Consider the following 17,135-nt stretch of genomic DNA (forward strand, 5'->3'; position numbering starts at 1 on the left):
TTTTTAACATGAAAAAACGGGCGACAAAGTCGCCCGTCAGGAGCTAAACGCGGGGGTTTTACTTCACATCGGCCAGCGCAGTTTTCTCAACGTAAGGTTTCATCAGGCTGTCCGCCGTTTGCTGAGCGGATTTCGCGGCGGCTTCCGGCGTCACCTTTTGATCGTTCACCACCGCCGCCAGCTGGTTTTCCATCGCCTGACGAACGGCCACCGTTTCATAAGTTGAATACCAGGGATGGGCATATTGCAGCTGATCGAGCGCGATTTGCGCCCGCGGATCTTTCTGCAGGTATTCCTTCATTTCCGGCGTGTCGTAGGAGGCCTTCAGCGGGGAGAAATAGCCGGTGAAACGACTCCAGGCGCCGTTAACCTGCGGACTAGTCAGATAGGTCAGGAACTGATAAGCCGCCTTTTTCTGCGCATCGGAGATGCCTTTGAAGCTCACCAGACTCGCCCCACCGATAGGCACCGCCCGCTGCTCATTGGCCGGCATCATCGCCACTTCCATATCAAAATCTTTGCTGTTTTCGCGCATAAAGCCCAGCGCACCGGTGCTCAGCATCGCCATGCCCAGTTTGCCGCTGAAGAAGGCGGCGCTGATCTGCTTGGAATTGAGCACGCCCGACGGCATCACTTTGTCGCGGTAAACCATGTTCTGCCAGAAGCGCAGCGCGCCGATGGTGGTCGGCGAGTCGTAATACACTTCGCCCGGATAGTTTTCGTTAAAGTAGTTGCCGCCGTTGGCGCGAACCAGCGAGGAGAAGATCCAGCCGCCGTAATCGTCGTTGGTGGACGGCAGCATGATACCCCACTGCCCTTTGCTGGCGTCGGTCAGCTTCTTCGCATCGGCCAGCATTTCGGCCCAGGTCTGCGGCGGCTGCTTGATGCCCGCCTGGTCGAACATCGTTTTGTTGTAGTACAGAATTGGCGTGGAGTTATGGAACGGAATCGCGTAAGTCACGCCCATCACCTGGGCATTCTTGTGCATTGCCGGCCAATAATCGTTCATCAGGACATCGCTGGCCTTGCGGTTGCCGTATTTAAACAGCTCATCCATCGGCAGAATTTCGTCTTTTAGCGCAAGGTCGGTGGTGAAGTTGGCCGACATAATGACCAGCGCAGGTGGCTGCCCGGCTTTCTGCGCGGATTCCGCTTTAATTTTGGTGGTGTCGTAGCCGCCGGTAAAAATACCGCGAACTTCTACGTCCTGCTGAGAATCGTTAAACGCCTTGATGACGCGGGTCATTTCCATCGTCAGCTTGCCGTCGACCGGCGCGGGGAACATAAAATCAATTTTCTCTTTTGCCAGCGCTGCGCCGCTCACGGCCAGCGAACAGCAAACGGCAAGCGCCCGCCATTTATGCATCAGGGGGTTAAACATGGTCAATCTCCTGGTGTAAGTTGTGGTGAAGATCTGTGTGGAAAAGATGTATATCCGATGAGGAAAAACCGAGGGTAAGCGTATCGCCTTTTTCTGGTACCTCACCGCGGTGGCGGCGGGTGTAGCGTAACGTTCCCAGGGGGGTGCTGACATGGAGCAGATAATCTGCGCCCATCAGTTCTCGTTGCAGCACCGTCGCCGAAAGCGTCAGGTGCCCGTTCTCTGGCCTGTCGGTGAGGTGTTCCGGACGTATCCCGACCCAGACGCTTTGCTCTTTCTCCGCGGCCGGCGGCAGAGGCAGATTCAGCCCGGCGGGCAAAACGCGCCCATTTTCACAAGGCAGAGAAACCAAATTCATGGCCGGAGAGCCAATAAAACCGGCGACAAACAGGTTGGCTGGCCGGGCATAAAGGAGCTCCGGCTTGCCCACCTGCTGCACCACGCCCCCGTTCATCACCACTATACGGTCCGCCATCGACATGGCCTCCGTCTGATCGTGGGTGACGTAAATGGTGGTGGTTTTGAGCTGATGGTGCAGCGCCATGATGCTGTCGCGCACCTCGGTACGAAGACGCGCATCCAGGTTGGAGAGCGGTTCATCCATCAGGAACAGGCGCGGGTTACGCACAATTGCTCTCGCCATCGCCACACGCTGGCGCTGGCCGCCGGACAGTTTGGCCGGTTTGCGGTCGAGCATTTCACCAAGCTGCAGCATCGCGGCAACCTGCTCCAGCCGCGGCTGCCAGCTGGCTTTGTCCTCTTTGCGGATCTTCATGCCAAAGGTGATGTTGTCGCGCACGGTGAGGTGCGGAAACAGCGCATAGTTTTGGAAGATCATCGCGAAATTGCGCTCACGCGGCGACATCGCCGTAATGTTCTGGTCACTGAGCCAAATCTCACCGCTGCTAACCTCTTCCAGCCCCGCAAGCATCCGCAGCAGCGTACTTTTGCCGCAGCCTGAAGGCCCGACCAGCACCACAAATTCGCCTTCTTCGATGCTGAGCGACAGCGCGTTCAGCGCCGCTTTACCGTCAAACTGCTTGCTTACCTGATTCAGTCTTAACATGGCTATCGGTACTCATCCGTCGGGCAACTGATCGCCGCGTCATACAGCCACGGGCCTGCATAATGCGCCAGCGAATGCTGATAGCTCACCCACTGGTCGCCCACCTGGCGATGCATCAGGCAGGACGGCGGCGACAGATCGTAATACGGGCGGCTGTCCTCAAAGTGATACGGCACCTGGTGAACGGTGCCGGGAATAGTGGCGATCGTTGCCTGCCGATATTGGGTCATCGTCAGGCTGTGGTTATGGCCGCAGAAAATACGCACCAATGACGGAAAACGCCTGACCAATTCCAGCAACAGATGGCCGTTTTCACAGGCAATTTTGTCCATTTGCGCATTGCCCAGCGGCAGAGGCGGATGATGCATAAAGACCGCCGTGGGTTTGTCGCCGCTCGCCGTTAACTGCGCTTCAAGCCAGGCCAGGGTGTTGTCGGTCAGCCAGCCTTTGGAGTGGCCGGCCAGGCTTGAGTCAATAAACAGCAGCCGGGTAGCAAAGTCGTCCACTGCATAACGAATGTTTTCCGGGTCGTCCCCCAACTGCGGGCAAAGCGGGCGCAGGTACTCCAGAAAATGCGCCTTGTCGTCGTGGTTGCCGGGGATCAAATAAAGCGGCGACTTGATAGTACCCAGCACCTGGCTCGCCACCAGGTACTCCGCCGGGCGGCCGCAGTTAACGATATCCCCACTGACGATTACCGCGTCCGGGCGCTCACGCAGCGCGTTCAGCTGCGAGGCCACATCGGCATTGCCCGCGTTGATATCGATAAAGCCGTACAGTTTCTGGTTCTGACTGCGGAAATGGGTGTCGGAAATATGGGCCAATAACATCACTCAACTCCTTACTTGATACCTGAGAAACCAAAACTTCGCAGAAACTGCTTCTGGAAGGCGATGAAGGCGAGCATCAGCGGCAGGCAAACCATAATGGTGCCCGCGCTGATGGTGCCCCACTGGCCGCCGGACTCGGCGCCCATAGCAAACGAAACTAATCCCACCGTCAGCACCTGTTTGTCCGGGTCATTGAGCATCATTAGCGGCCACAGGTACTCGTTCCAGTGGTAGGTAATACTCACGGTGGCGAAGGCCAGCACTGACGGCCAGCACATCGGCAGCAGTACGCGGTAAAGCACCTGCCACCAGCGGCAGCCCTCCATCAGTGCGGCCTCCTCCAGCTCTTTTGGGATCGCGAGGAATGCCTGGCGCATCAGGAACACGCCAAACGCGGAGGTGAAATACGGCATCATCACGCCGGTTAGCGTATTGAGCAGCCCGAGGGTTTTCAGCGTCATCATGTTCGGCACCATCATCACCACCGGCATGATCATTAACTGCACCAGAAACAGCAGGAACAGCGTCTGCTTGCCGCGAAATTCATGGCAGGCAAAAACATATCCGGCGGTGGTGATGGTGATGAGCTGCACGAAGAAAGTACCGAAGCTGAAAATCAGCGTATTGGCGTACAAACTGAGCCAGTCGGCGCTCTGCCACGCATCGCGGAAGTTATCCAGCGTGAGCGGAAAGCGCGGCAAAACAGAGGCCATGCCTTCGCCAAACGTACTGGCGCTAAAGGCCGAGGAAAGCATCCAGATAAACGGGCTAACCCACAGCAAGGCCAGGCAACACATCAGCACGCTCAGCGTGATGCCCTTTGATTTGCGCAGGCGCAACCACAGCGGCTGCGGCACGCTACGCGCGTTGACAACGGACCCAGAAAACTCAACGCTCATGGTGGGCGCCCCTTTCCAGCAGCTTAAGGTTAACGAACGAGAAGACAAACAGGCCGGCCAGCGTCAGGAAGGTGGCGGCTGAAGCTTTGCCTAAATCATGGGTATCCCAGGCGAGACTCTGGATGTAATACAGCAGCACGGTCGTGGCATTATCCGGCCCGCCGCGCGTCATTACCGCGACGTGGTCTATCTGGGTTATGGAGTAGATAAGCGCGGTGGTTATCACAAAGCTCAGCGTCGGGCGCAGCAGCGGTAAAGTGACTTTGAAAAACACCTGCGTTGAGGTCGCTCCTTCCATGATCGCCGCTTCACGCGCCGAGGCTGGCAGGCTTTGTAACCCGGCGAGGAAGAACAGCATGTAGTAGCCCGCAAACTTCCAGACGCCAATCAGCGCCAGGGCGTACAGCGCACTGTTGCTGCGTCCCAGCCAGTTGTTATTCATCGGCCCGAAGAGCTTCGCCAGGTAGTAATCCAGCATGCCCATGCCCGGCATAAAGATGAACAGCCACAGCGCCGCCGCGCTAACCATTGGGATGATCATCGGGAAGAAAAACGCCGTCCGCAGCCAGCGGTTAATGCGGTGGTTTTCCCAAAGGGCAACCGCCAGCAGCAGCGCGAGCGCCACGCCCGGAATCACGGTCAGCACGATGTAAAACAGATTGTTCACCAGCGATTTCCAGAAAACCGGGTCGGCGAAAAGGCGAACATAGTTACCTGCGCCCACATATGCCCCGGCCTCACCCGCCAGACGTGTATCAAACAGGCTGTCGTACACCGAGCGGATCAGCGGGAACCAGGTAAAGAGCAGTAAAAAGATCAAAGATGGCGTGAGGATCAGCCACGGAAGCCAGGGGCGTTTTGCCATTGTCTGCAAACCTGTCAGGGGTCAGAAGTCAGTCAGTATGGGAGGGATTTATGGCAGAAACGTTACGGGGAAATGGCAGTTTGGCGGTAGGTAAAACAGGCAGCTTCCCGGCTGAGGGGTAACTGCCTGTCGTTCAAAGAGATTGTCTTTGCAGGGATATATTCTTTAACCGCGCAAAAATGCTACTGCATCTGTTCCAGGCTGGCCTTTTTACTTTTGCGGTTATAAAGGCACAGCTCTTTGCCCGGCACCGGGTTGCTGTTCTTAAATTTGTAGTTGCCTGAAATCACCACCGCCGAGTAACCGACATCGTCGCTAAAGTCAGTGCGCTTCCCTTCAATCTTTTTTTCCTGCAGGGCGCTGATGGCGAGGCAGCTTTTTTGCACGTCTTTGTCCAACTGCTGCCAGGCCGCTTCCGAAGAAGCCAGGCTGCTAAAGGTCGTGAGTAATACCGGGATTGTGGCGAGAGCATATCGTTTTTTCATGGTGACCTCGAAAACAAACGGATAACGGGTGTTCACAACCCTCAGGCTGATAATCTAAAACATTATCAGCCCGGAATTATCTGTATTGTTGTTGAGGCTGAGGTTCACTTACCCAGCTTCGACAGCATTTCTGGCCGCATAAACTTATGGATGATCAGCATAAACAACAGCGACGGCACCAGTAAAATCAGCGCGGTGATAGACGACACCTGGTAATTCCCGGACATGCTGGCGTTGTATAGCAGCAGCGGCAGCGTGGTGATATCCGGGGCACCGACGAAAAAGGTGCCGGTAAACTCATCCAGCGATTCAAGGAACACAAAGATCCCGGCGGCCATAATCCCCGGTAAAGCCTGCGGCAGCACGATGTGCCAGAAGGTGAACAGCGCCCCGGCCCCTAAATTACGGGATGCCCGGGCCTGCAGCGGGTCGATAGCCGAAAAGGCGGCCACGCAGATCCAAACCGAGTACATCAGGCCATGCACGCTGTGTACCAATACCACGCCAGCCACGGTGCCGTTCAGCCCCCATTGATAAAAAAGCCGGGCGATATTCATATACACCGTCAGGTTTGGAAACGCCTGCGGGATCAAAAACAGCAGCATAAACATCACCCGGAACGGCATCGCCCGGCGCGAAAGCGCGTACCCTGCGGGAACCGAAATTAGCAGGCAAACCAGCACCGACAGCACGGCAATAAATACGCTGGTCAGCAGCGAACCTGAAACATCGCTGTACGGGCTAAACACCTGATACCAGTACTTTAATCCCCACTGGCTCGGCAAAGTATGTGGATAAAACCAGCTTTCTGCCACCGTCCAGATCAGCAGATTCAGCAGCGGGCCGAACATCGCAAACAGCATAAAGGCCAGCAGCAGCGCCTGCAGCAGTAGACCGAGTCGGCCTTTCACCAGGTTCATGCCTCTCCTCCTTTCTGGCGCAGGCTATGGCGCAGATAAAACCAGGACAGCGCCCCGCAAATTAGCAGGGAAATTACGCCCAGCGCGTTAGCGACCGCATAATCGCTGTAGGAGTTAACGCGGAACGCCATGTCCACGGTCAGCATCGTTGGCGTCCCCGTGCCAATCATCAGCGGCACGGACAGAACGGACATCATGATAACCGTGGAAAGCACCAGCGCGACGCCAATAGCCGGTAACACCTGCGGCAAAATAATGTCGAACAGAATGCGAACGCGCGAAGCGCCCAAATTGCGGGCCGCCAGCACCTGTGAAGGTTCCAGCGCCGCCATCGCCCCGCAGATAAGCAAAGTGGCAAACGCCAGTTGCTTCCAGACGAAGGTAATGATGATCCCTTTCCAGCCAAGCCAGGAGATGGTGTCCAGCGGCTGCACCAGATCGCCGGCAACCAGCATGTTATTCATCAGGCCATTTTTGGCGAGGAATGTGCGCATCATTTGCGCGGCGACGATAAACGGAATAAACAGCGGCAGGCGGTAAAGCACGCCCAGCAGTCGAACAACAAGCCGGCAGGGAGAGAGCGTAATCACCGCCGAGAGAGTAATCGACAGCACCGCCAGCAGCAGCACCGACACCAGTACGATAAACACCGTGAACAGAATATCGTTTGAATACAGCGTCAGGACTTTGGCAAAGTGCTGTAATGTCAGCGCCCCGCCATCAGAAGTAAAAGCCGCCACCAGAGAAAAGCCCAGCGGATAAAGAAACAGCCCCCCAATCATCAGCGCGGCGGGGCTCACCAGCAGCAGATAGTTTAGCGAAACGCGCATAGCAAACCTTTGAGCTTGAGCGTGGCGCCCGACCTGTGCCGGGCGCCGGGAAAGGATTAGTTGGACACCTGGCTTTCGTACCCTTCTTTGATGTCGTCAAAGTAAGGCGCTATCGGGAAGCTTTTCCCGTAGTCGGCGAGCGCTTTCGGGGAGATCTCGGCAAACAGTTTGCTCCAGGTCGCGTCGTCCAGCTTCGGCTGAACGTACTTCGCGTCAATGCCTGGATACCAGTTAAACTGCTTCACGATCCCGTCGGCCTGTACTTCCGGGCTGGTTGCTAACGCAATAAACTCGCGCGCCAGTTCAGGCTGTGCCGCTTTGGCCGGCGTGACGTAATACATCGGCTGCCCCGGCATTCCCGGTGAAAGTAAGGCCAGCTTGATGGACGGCGGCAGTTTGCCCTGATCTTTCCAGGTGTAGAACATATCCACCCAGACCGGCCCCATGGCAATTTCCCCACGAGTCAGCATGTCTAATGTGCCGGCGTTGCCCGGCGTAAAGGTCACGTTCTTGTTGAACGCTTTCAGTTTCTCGAAGGCCTGCGACCAGTTTTTTTCTACGCTCTTATCGTAAGGCAAGGCGGATAAACGCTGCGCATCGGTACCGTACGCGTAGATCCAGCCGACGACAAAACTGACGCCTGACATACCGTTTTTAATGCCGTTGTAGCCAAACGCCTGCGGGTGCTTCGTCGTCCACTCAACCAGCTCGTCATAAGAGGCCGGTGGCGCTTTCATGGTTTCGCTGTTCCAGGCGATGGCCGTCTGGCTCAGGAACATCGGCATCACATAGCCGTCAACGTTCACACCCAGGGCATTTTTGGCGTTATCCGCAGTGACCATGCTGCCCGTTTTGATTTGCTGGCGGTACTTTTCCAGCAGCCCTTTTTCCACCAGTTCCCCGCCCGCCTTCTGGTGAACCACCGCCACGTCGATATCCCAGGTTTTAGCCCCGCTCTGCTGCTGTGCACTCAGTTTTTCGATGATTTTATTCGAGCCTGCGTCCCCGGGGCCGGTGCCGACCACGCGCACTTTTACCCCCGGATGCGCGGCCTCAAATTTTGGCCCCAGCCAGGTTTTGACGTAATCCACCATATTCTGGTCACCGGCGGTGGCCACATTTAAAACGGTTTCCGCCTGCGCGCCATAACTTAAAAACAGCGCCGTGACGGCGGCAAGCCTGGTTTTAGTAAACATAATTACCCCTCAGAGAAATAGAATGGTTCAAGCTGTGTGGGACGAACTAAAAATATGCAGGGCTGACTCAGGCACATGCAGCCTGACGTTTGTATTCAGCGGCAAATTATCAACAGAATCGGCATGGAAAAGACGATCCCGGCAGCGAATGGCGTAGCGATAGTTGTGGCCAATAAAGGCGTTTTGCTCAACAACACCTTCGAGCGTTAATCCGCGTTCCGGGACAGCTTTATTTAATGATGAAAGCACGGCGTCCGAGCTTCTGAAATAAATCTCCTGTTCGCCGCTATTATTTAGCGAGGCCAACCCGAGGGTAGATATCTCTTGCGCCGTAATTCGGTTATCGGCCCCCATAAAATCAGCCACGAAAGGTGTGGCAGGTTTTTGGTAAATCTCTTCCGGGGAACCCGTTTGCTCGATTTGGCCGTTATTCAGCACGACAATACGGTCGGCCATCACCAGCGCTTCCTGCTGATCGTGGGTGACGATCACCGAGGTGAAGCCCAGTTTCTTCTGTAGCTGCTTGATTTCGTGACGCACGTTCAGCCGGACTTTGGCATCCAGGTTCGACAGTGGCTCGTCCAGAACCAGCACATCCGGCTCAATGGCCAGCGCCCGCGCCAGGGCCACACGCTGCCGCTGCCCGCCGGAAAGCTCGGTGATTTTCGCCCCGGCAAGGCCGTTAAGGTTCACCATTTGCAATAGTTCAAGCACTCTGGCCTGGATAGCGTCCCGCCGCCATTTACGTAGCTTCAGGCCGTAGCCAATATTTTGTTCCACCGTTAAATGCGGCCACAGCGCATAGCTTTGAAACACCATAGTGATATTTCGCTGTTCCGGCGGGCTTTGGGTAATGTTATTTCCGGCTACGGTAATGTAGCCCTGCTTAACCGGAATAAATCCACACAACGCGTTTAATAACGTTGTTTTCCCGCAACCGGACGGGCCAAGCAATGCAATCATCTCGCCTTTCTTCACGGCAAGATTAATCTCTTTTAGCACCACCTTCTCGCCGTAGCTAATTTGCAGGTGCGCCATTTCCAGGTAGCTCATAACGGTATCCGGGATGTCTGTTTACGTCTTTTTTGCTCTGAATGAACACGTGTTCATTTCGCTGTAAAAAAAATGAAACGCCGCTCAGAGATGATGTGAGCCTACTGTGGCGTGTCTTTGTGACACTTTAATTAACCGCGATAAATTTTTAGCGAGGGGCAATGAAAATCGACGTACTTGGCTGCGGCAGCGCTTTCTCCCGCTGGCAAAATACTTCCGCGCTGCGGATCATTGATGACGAAAACCGACAGTGGCTTATCGACTGCGGCCCTACCGTGCCTCGGGCGCTGTGGCAACGCGGCGGCGGCATCAACGACATTGACGTGCTGTTTTTCACCCATGTGCACCCCGATCACTGCACCGGCTTAACGGCTTTGCTAAATCACTGGAAGAGTTTTTCCCGCCAAAAGCCGCTGGTGATATACAGCCAGCCGGAACAGCGACAGGTCTTGATGCAGCTGGCGTCGCTCGCCAACTGGCCGGAATCCTCGCTCTGCTTCCCCATCGAATGGCGCGATAGCGAAGCTGATTTTCACTGGCATCACTGGCGCATTCGCACGGCCCCAACCCGCCATGAAATGGCGAATCTGGCGGTGCGCGTTGATATCCGGGAATATGGCCTGTTCTATAGCGGTGACGGACGGCCAACCGAACATTCTATCGCGCTGATGGCCGGGGTGGATCTGGCGTTTCAGGAGTGCGCCTCGCTGTCTGAACTGGCTGAGGACGCTTCCCACGGTGACTTCCCGGGCTGCCTGAAGCTGTTTACTTCGCTGGGGCTGCCGTCGCTCGGGTTGTACCACTGTAACGATGCCATTTTGCCGGCGCTGAAGCTGGCCTGCCGCCCTCACGCGGGGCTGTTCGTCAGCCATGATGGCCTGCAGTACGACTTCCATCAGCAGCGGTTTTATACTGAGGATTATTTGCCTTGAGTTCGTCGATGCATAAACAAAGCGTGACCGCAGAGGACGTGGCCCGGCGGGCGGGCGTTTCCCGCGCCGTGGTTTCCCGCGCGCTGAGCAACAACGGCAGTATTTCCCCCGCCACGCGGGAACGCGTGTTGCAGGTAGCCGAAGAGCTTGGCTATCAGGTCAATTTTCTTGCCCAGGGGCTTAACCGCCGACGCAGCCACCTGATTGGCGTCATTGTATCGCGCATCAACGATCCGTTTCGCAGTAGCCTGCTTGACGGCCTTCTCAGCGAAATTCAGCGCAACGGCTTTCAGGCGCTGGTGACGGAGATCCGCTCTGAGCAGGAGCTGGCGGAAACGCTGCGCCATTTCACTCAGTTTCGCGTCTCCGGGGTGATTGTCACATCCGGTAAACCGCCCGAGGCGCTGGTGAATGAGTGCGTGCAGCAGCATATTCCGGTGGTGGGCATCAACCGCCAGCCAGATATTCCCGGCGTGGATTATGTCTGCTCCGATAACGTTGCCGGGGCGGTGCTCGCCGCTGAGCAACTGGTCAACAGCGGGTGCAAACATTTTGGCTGGCTCAACAACCATGCCTCTACCTGGGCCGGCAGAATGCGCGGCGAAGCGTTCCGCCAGGCCCTGAGCGATCGCGGCGTGGAGGTCGATACCAACCTGGTGTCACTACTTTGCGCGGCCGAAGGTTACGAAGGCGGCTGTCAGGCCGCAGCGGCGGTGGCACAGCTCCCGGACGGGATTTTCTGCGCTAACGCCCAGCTAGCCTGTGGTTTTCTCGACGGAATGCGCCAGCGCGGCAAACATGCTCCGCAGGATTTTCAGCTGATCGGTTTTGACAATACGCCGCAAACGGCGCAGTACAGCTACCGGCTCACCACCCTCCATCAGGATGTGGCTGAAATCTCGCGGCTGGCGCTGGGACACCTGCTGGAGCGCGCTCGTACGCCAGCACAGCCTTCACGCACCAGTTGGGTGAAGGTCAGCATGATCCACCGACACACCTCAATTTCCCTTACCTAAGAGCAAAACATGACCGAACAACAGCATCAGGCGTTATGCACGTTAATCCGCGAAGCGGGCGCCCGCGCCCAAGCGCTGCGCGATGCAGGCTTAAGCGTTGAGAAAAAGGGCCGCCAGGATTTCGTCTCACAGGCGGATATTCTGGTTGAACAGGAGATTGAAAGCTGGCTAACGCTACATTGCCCGCAGGACGGCTTTCTGGGTGAAGAAAGCGGCCTGGTGGAAGGCGAGCAAGGCGTCTGGGTGCTCGACCCCGTAGACGGGACGACTAACTTTATTCTGGGCATGGACTACTGGTGTATCTCCCTCGCCTACGTCAGCCAGAACGTGATTCAGTTGGGGATTATCTACGCGCCCGACCGCGACGAGTTCTTCTTTGCCCGCCACGGCGCGGGCGCGTTCCTGAACGGCAAGCCGCTCAAGCTGCACGATCCGTCCCCGGAAAGCGTGGTCATCGGCCTGGGCCGTTCGAGCCGGGCGCCGGTGCCGCTTTATGCGCGCACCATAGAAGATGTCCTGAACGACGGCATGGAGTACCGGCGTTTTGGCGCAGGCGCCCTGATGCTGGCGCACGTTGCCGCAGGTCAGGTTCACGCCTATTACGAAGAGCATATGAACAGCTGGGACGCCCTGGCCGGGCTGCTGCTGATCACCGAAGCCGGCGGCAGCAGTAATGCGTTTCTCGCCAACGGTGGCCTGTTGAAAGGCAACCTGGTGCTGGCCGGCTGCACCAGCGTGCAGGAAAGGTTAATGGCGCTGCTGGAGGCGTAAACAATAAAAACCCGCGGTTCACTTCGCGGGTCTTTTTTATCCTTTAGCGGTCGATGACAAAGTCTTCGTCGTTGGTTCGCCAGCGCAGCGGCGGCGACAGACTGTAATTCCCCTCTCTGAGAAAACGGCGCTGCTCAAGCTCAACGCGGGACGTCTCTTCGTGGGCTTTTTCTTCCCGCATAATTTTCACCCGGGCATCTAAAAACGCGTTCAGCCAGGCCTTCTCGCTGCCGCCCTGCGCGGGGATTTTGGCGACTTTATTTGCCGCCGCGCGAATGCCACCAAACGCTTCTCGCTGGTTACCCGGCCCGTGCATGACCAACGCATCATAATAGATAAACTGCCCGAGCGTGCTCAGTCCATCTTCTTTCGCTTGCTTAACGGCGGGCTCAAGATACTGCTCTGTGAGAATTTGATCCTGCGCAGCCCTGAAGGCGGGATCTTTTGCCGCCTGCTTCCAGGCGCTGACAAAATCAGGGTCGAGCCCGGTATGGGCGCTGCTTTCTTCTTCCGCATGCGTTTTCAAGGCTGGCAGATATTTCTCTAGCGGATTTCCCCCCTGCTGAGCGGTGTAACGCCCCACAACATCAAGCATATCGCCATTGGCGGATGTAAAGCCGATAAGCCCAGCGGTATAGCCGCGGTCATCGTCGATATCTTCTATATAGGCATACTGTTTTCGCCAGTCCAGCGAGGCGTTTTCCGCGCTGGACACGAGCTGCATGGCAATCTCTCTTTTGGCCGGAGACAGCAGATCCTCCGCAGATACCTGAGCAGTGAGACAGAACCCAACCAGTAAAAATACGCCCAGCTTCGGTGGCAGCATCATGTTCTCCTGAAAGACCGTTCGCGATATAGACCGACGAGTTTCAGATTGGTTCTGAGTAGAACTGTTATCCCTTTTCCCTGCCCCTCTGTTTCTACACCCCGGACGTGGCGCGGCCTACAATCGAGCCGAATAATTTGCTATGCGGAGTTCTGCATGTTCGGTTTAGACGCTTTTCACCTGGCGAGGATTCAGTTTGCTTTTACGGTCTCCTTCCACATTATTTTCCCGGCTATTACCATCGGGCTTGCCAGCTACCTCGCGGTACTCGAGGGACTCTGGCTAAAGTCTAAAAATCCGGTTTATCGCTCGCTGTACCACTTCTGGTCGAAGATTTTTGCCGTTAACTTTGGCATGGGCGTGGTGTCCGGGCTGGTGATGGCCTATCAGTTTGGCACCAACTGGAGTGGGTTTTCGCAGTTTGCCGGCAGCATAACCGGCCCGCTGCTGACTTACGAAGTGCTGACCGCCTTCTTCCTTGAAGCCGGTTTTCTCGGCGTGATGCTGTTTGGCTGGAACCGCGTTGGCCCGGGCCTGCACTTCTTTGCTACCTGCATGGTGGCGCTCGGGACAATTATTTCCACGTTCTGGATCCTCGCCTCAAACAGTTGGATGCAAACCCCGCAGGGCTTTGAGATCCACAGCGGCCAGGTCGTCCCGGTGGACTGGCTGGCGGTGGTGTTTAACCCCTCTTTCCCTTATCGCCTGCTGCACATGTCGGTGGCGGCGTTCCTGAGCAGCGCCTTCTTCGTCGGGGCTTCCGCCGCCTGGCATCTGCTGCGGGGGAACAGTACGCCGGCCATTCGCACTATGTTTTCAATGGCCCTGTGGATGGCGGTGATCGTCGCCCCGATTCAGGCAATGATAGGGGATATGCACGGCCTGAATACGCTCCAGCATCAGCCGGCCAAAATCGCCGCCATTGAAGGGCACTGGGAAAACCGTCCCGGCGAGCCAACGCCGCTACTGCTGTTCGGCCTGCCGGATATGGACCAGGAGCGCACCCGCTTTGGCCTGGAAATCCCGGCACTCGGCAGCCTTATCCTGACCCACAGTCTGGAAAAACAGGTACCTGCGCTAAAAGAGTTCCCGAAAGAGGACCGCCCCAATTCACCGATTGTCTTTTGGTCGTTCCGCATCATGGCCGGCCTGGGCATGTTGATGATCCTGCTCGGCGTCGCCAGCCTGTGGCTTCGCTACCGTGACCGGTTGTTCGACAGTCGCCCGTTCCTGCGCTTTGCGCTGTGGATGGGGCCTTCGGGGCTGATTGCTATCCTTGCCGGATGGATAACGACGGAAGTTGGCCGCCAGCCGTGGGTGGTCTACGGCCTGCTGCGTACCAAAGACGCCGTGTCTGCGCACGGTACGCTGCAAATGAGCCTCAGCCTGGCCGCTTTCTTTGTGGTGTACATGTCGGTGTTTGGCATCGGCTACGGCTACATGATCAGGCTTATCAAGAAAGGCCCGCAGCCGTTGGACGATCATCCTGCCCAGGGCACCCCGTCCCGCCCGCTTTCTGCTGTCGCTGAATCACTTGAGGAGCCACGCTAATGGGCATCGATTTATCCGTTATTTGGTTTGTGATCATCGTCTTCGCCACCCTGATGTACATCGTGATGGATGGCTTCGATCTGGGCATTGGCATTCTGTTTCCGTTTATTCGCGGGGCAGAAGACCGCGATGTGATGGTCAACAGCGTGGCACCGGTCTGGGATGGGAACGAAACCTGGCTGGTGCTGGGCGGTGCCGCCCTGTTTGGCGCTTTCCCACTGGCGTATGCGGTGATCGTCGATGCCTTGACTATCCCCCTTACGCTGATGCTGGTGGGGCTGATTTTTCGCGGCGTCGCCTTCGAGTTCCGCTTTAAGGCCACGCCGGCGCATCGCCCCTTCTGGGATGAGGCTTTTCTGGGCGGATCGATTCTGGCCACCTTTTGCCAGGGTATCGCCGTCGGGGCCGTTATCTCCGGTTTTCCGGTCAGCGGGAGGCATTTTGCCGGCGGGCAGCTTGACTGGCTGACGCCGTTTAACCTGTTCTGCGGGCTGGGCCTGGTTATTGCCTACGCTCTGCTGGGTGCCACCTGGCTGGTAATGAAAAGTGAAGATCCGCTGCAAAAAAGAATGCGGAGCCTCACCCCTGGCCTGCTGCTGGCGCTATTGGTTACCCTCGCGGTGATAAGCGTCTGGACCCCGCTTCGCCACCCTAACATTGCAGAACGCTGGTTCAGTCTGCCAAACCTGCTATTCCTGCTGCCGGTACCGCTGCTTGTGGTGCTGTTCAGCCTGTGGCTTTGGCGTAGCGTTCGGTCGACTAACAGCCTGCACGCCACGCCGTTTGGGCTGACGCTGGGGCTGATTTTCCTCGGCTTTAGCGGGCTGGGCATCAGCATCTGGCCAAACATCATTCCTCCCGGCATTACGCTTTGGCAGGCTGCCGCTCCGCCCCAAAGTCAGGGCTTTATGCTGGTTGGCGCGCTGTTTATTATTCCGATCATTCTGGTCTACACCTTCTGGAGCTATTACGTGTTCCGGGGAAAAGTGCAGCATGGCGAGGGTTACCACTGATGAAAGAGACCGCCAAACGCGTTATGTGGATGGTTATTTTATGGAGCGCCAGCGTATTGGCACTGGCCGCAGTAGGAATGGGATTTCGCCTGCTGATGACCGCCGCTGGCTTTAAATCTTAATTACCTGAGCTGTACGTCGGGGAAGGGAATATATTCAGCCCTTCCCCATTAATGCGTCATAAGCCCACAGGGGTGAAATTGATTTTCTTTCAAACTGTGCTAATTCTTTAATGCGTTAATGAGGAAAAACAGTTAACCGTCTCAATGAAACATTCAGAGGATGACAAAGATGAAATATCTGCTACCTGCCCTGGCTTTAACGCTGTTAGTTTCGTCACCTGTTTTTGCGGCAAAACAAATAACTCATGAAGAATCACCTGGTTACACCAAAATTGGCGACCTTTCTCTGACGCAAGATGGTACGCCGACCGTCGGGCATAAGGATTTGTCTAAAGAAGTAAACCAAAAATGTGAAGAGTCCAGTGTGAAGCCTGCCGACTGCTTTTATGTGATTGTTGCCGCCACGGGCGACGAATCTAATCATAAAAACATTAATATCGAAGTCTTCAAGAAATAAATAACCGGACGGCCCTTAATAAAGGGCCTTTTTATTTTATTAGCGTCTCCGCAGAATAGCGATCTGTCGTTTTTATACCGCCCCATTTCATCTTCAAATCTCGCCAATTGCGCTTTTCACTCCCGGAGGTAAACCGGGGATGATGGCTCGCAAGGTAAGCTCTCAGTGCCGGGTAAGCTTTTCTTTCGGCCAGGGACTGCGCATAGGCCAACTGCATGCCCGGGGAATTCATCACGCCCTGCTGTTGAAGATCGAGAATACGGCGATCGCGCCCAAGGTGGAGCAAAATAGCGAACCATTGCTGATACTGCGCTTCATTCAGCGTGACCAGGCGATCGTGCAGCGCAAATCCCCGGTCAGCGATGTGCCATTTTTGCAAATCGATAGCCCGCTGGGTCAAATTGTTAATCAACGCCTGGCCCCTGGGCGATGCGCGGAGCGCTTCGTCATTAAGCTGCTGCATGGCGATATCCAGTTCTCCAAGCCTGACGGCATAGTGACCAACCTCGGCCCGGCAGACGACCGACGGAGAATCTGCACAGGCGTCATCAAGCGCCAGAAGCTGTTCACGGGTCGTTATTTTTTTCTCCGGCTTTGGAATGGCATCCAGCGCCTATCGGAGCTGCGCATTGCCCGGCGTTTTACGTAGCTGCTCGTTTAATAGCGCGATCGCTTTATCGTGGTGGTTGAAATGGAGATAGGCTTCAGCCAGCCAGAGCGTCAGCCGGATACTTTCCGGGGCCAGCATATGGGCGTGCTGAAAACTGTCTAACGCCCGCGACTCATTATTGGACAGAAGCGCTTGGTGCGCCCTGGTGATATGTGGGTAGACCTTAAAGTAGCGGTAGTCGCTCAACCCGAGATCGTCCCTCGACCCTTCTGAAGTCGCCAGCGCGTAACCAGCGATCGTCAGGCTGCAGGC

At 56.2% G+C, this 17,135-nt stretch carries 17 protein-coding genes and 1 pseudogene; 6 read left to right on the forward strand and 12 right to left on the reverse strand.

The features are described 5' to 3' along the window. Nucleotides 1-58 precede the first annotated feature (58 nt). From VW41_11630 to VW41_11675, 10 genes are all read right to left on the reverse strand, one after another. Nucleotides 59-1,381: an ABC transporter substrate-binding protein gene (locus VW41_11630; protein AJZ89636.1), complete on the reverse strand. Its 1,323-nt coding sequence runs from the start codon at nucleotides 1,379-1,381 to the stop codon at nucleotides 59-61. Next, entirely contained in the window at nucleotides 1,374-2,447 is a 1,074-nt protein-coding gene (locus VW41_11635) for an ABC transporter (GenBank protein AJZ89637.1), read from the reverse strand. The genes VW41_11630 and VW41_11635 overlap by 8 nt, the downstream gene beginning before the upstream one ends. A gap of 2 nt (nucleotides 2,448-2,449) precedes the next feature. Then, on the reverse strand, nucleotides 2,450-3,277 hold the full coding sequence (locus VW41_11640) for a 3',5'-cyclic-nucleotide phosphodiesterase (GenBank protein AJZ89638.1): 828 nt from the start codon (nucleotides 3,275-3,277) through the stop codon (nucleotides 2,450-2,452). An 11-nt stretch (nucleotides 3,278-3,288) separates the two neighbouring features. Then, nucleotides 3,289-4,176, reverse strand: a complete 888-nt coding sequence (locus VW41_11645; GenBank protein ID AJZ89639.1) for an ABC transporter permease — start codon at nucleotides 4,174-4,176, stop codon at nucleotides 3,289-3,291. Continuing rightward, nucleotides 4,166-5,041, reverse strand: a complete 876-nt coding sequence (locus VW41_11650) for a sugar ABC transporter permease (protein ID AJZ89640.1) — start codon at nucleotides 5,039-5,041, stop codon at nucleotides 4,166-4,168. The genes VW41_11645 and VW41_11650 overlap by 11 nt, the downstream gene beginning before the upstream one ends. 182 nt (nucleotides 5,042-5,223) lie before the next feature. Continuing rightward, nucleotides 5,224-5,526 (reverse strand): hypothetical protein, encoded by a 303-nt coding sequence (locus VW41_11655; GenBank protein AJZ91944.1) that lies wholly within the window; start codon nucleotides 5,524-5,526, stop codon nucleotides 5,224-5,226. A 104-nt stretch (nucleotides 5,527-5,630) separates the two neighbouring features. Further along, entirely contained in the window at nucleotides 5,631-6,446 is an 816-nt protein-coding gene (locus tag VW41_11660) for a spermidine/putrescine ABC transporter permease (GenBank protein ID AJZ89641.1), read from the reverse strand. Beyond that, nucleotides 6,443-7,276 (reverse strand): ABC transporter permease, encoded by an 834-nt coding sequence (locus tag VW41_11665; protein ID AJZ89642.1) that lies wholly within the window; start codon nucleotides 7,274-7,276, stop codon nucleotides 6,443-6,445. The genes VW41_11660 and VW41_11665 overlap by 4 nt, the downstream gene beginning before the upstream one ends. A gap of 56 nt (nucleotides 7,277-7,332) precedes the next feature. After that, the gene (locus VW41_11670; GenBank protein AJZ89643.1) at nucleotides 7,333-8,472 is read right to left on the reverse strand and encodes an ABC transporter substrate-binding protein; all 1,140 of its coding nucleotides are present in this window, start codon (nucleotides 8,470-8,472) and stop codon (nucleotides 7,333-7,335) included. Nucleotides 8,473-8,499: 27 nt separating this feature from the next. After that, nucleotides 8,500-9,525 (reverse strand): putrescine/spermidine ABC transporter ATPase, encoded by a 1,026-nt coding sequence (locus VW41_11675; GenBank protein ID AJZ89644.1) that lies wholly within the window; start codon nucleotides 9,523-9,525, stop codon nucleotides 8,500-8,502. Nucleotides 9,526-9,686: 161 nt separating this feature from the next. Here VW41_11675 and VW41_11680 point away from each other — a divergent pair, with 161 nt between their 5' ends. The 3 genes from VW41_11680 to VW41_11690 are packed head-to-tail and all read left to right on the forward strand — an operon-like array spanning nucleotide 9,687 to nucleotide 12,244. Further along, the gene (locus VW41_11680; protein AJZ89645.1) at nucleotides 9,687-10,457 is read left to right on the forward strand and encodes a ribonuclease Z; all 771 of its coding nucleotides are present in this window, start codon (nucleotides 9,687-9,689) and stop codon (nucleotides 10,455-10,457) included. Nucleotides 10,458-10,465: 8 nt separating this feature from the next. After that, nucleotides 10,466-11,473 carry a LacI family transcriptional regulator gene (locus tag VW41_11685; GenBank protein AJZ89646.1) on the forward strand — a complete coding sequence of 336 codons (1,008 nt, stop codon included), beginning with the start codon at nucleotides 10,466-10,468 and terminating at the stop codon, nucleotides 11,471-11,473. A 9-nt stretch (nucleotides 11,474-11,482) separates the two neighbouring features. Next, complete coding sequence (locus tag VW41_11690) at nucleotides 11,483-12,244, forward strand: inositol monophosphatase (GenBank protein ID AJZ89647.1); 762 nt, start codon at nucleotides 11,483-11,485, stop codon at nucleotides 12,242-12,244. Nucleotides 12,245-12,287: 43 nt separating this feature from the next. On the opposite strand, the gene VW41_11695 is transcribed toward VW41_11690, so the two are convergent. After that, nucleotides 12,288-13,070: a chitosanase gene (locus VW41_11695; GenBank protein AJZ89648.1), complete on the reverse strand. Its 783-nt coding sequence runs from the start codon at nucleotides 13,068-13,070 to the stop codon at nucleotides 12,288-12,290. A gap of 156 nt (nucleotides 13,071-13,226) precedes the next feature. Here VW41_11695 and VW41_11700 point away from each other — a divergent pair, with 156 nt between their 5' ends. The 3 genes from VW41_11700 to VW41_11710 all read left to right on the forward strand — a co-directional run bounded on the left by VW41_11700 (nucleotide 13,227) and on the right by VW41_11710 (nucleotide 16,213). Further along, complete coding sequence (locus VW41_11700; GenBank protein AJZ89649.1) at nucleotides 13,227-14,621, forward strand: cytochrome D ubiquinol oxidase subunit I; 1,395 nt, start codon at nucleotides 13,227-13,229, stop codon at nucleotides 14,619-14,621. Then, nucleotides 14,621-15,634, forward strand: coding sequence for a ubiquinol oxidase subunit II (locus VW41_11705; protein AJZ89650.1), 1,014 nt, complete (start codon nucleotides 14,621-14,623; stop codon nucleotides 15,632-15,634). Before VW41_11700 ends, VW41_11705 begins: the two co-directional genes overlap by 1 nt. 291 nt (nucleotides 15,635-15,925) lie before the next feature. Further along, nucleotides 15,926-16,213 (forward strand): hypothetical protein, encoded by a 288-nt coding sequence (locus VW41_11710; protein ID AJZ89651.1) that lies wholly within the window; start codon nucleotides 15,926-15,928, stop codon nucleotides 16,211-16,213. A 127-nt stretch (nucleotides 16,214-16,340) separates the two neighbouring features. Here VW41_11710 and VW41_11715 read toward each other — a convergent pair. Next, nucleotides 16,341-17,126: pseudogene (locus VW41_11715) on the reverse strand (tetratricopeptide repeat protein). Between the last annotated feature and the right edge of the window lie 9 nt (nucleotides 17,127-17,135).

The sequence above is a fragment of the Klebsiella michiganensis genome (assembly GCA_000963575.1).
In the GTDB taxonomy this organism is placed as follows: domain Bacteria; phylum Pseudomonadota; class Gammaproteobacteria; order Enterobacterales; family Enterobacteriaceae; genus Cedecea; species Cedecea michiganensis_A.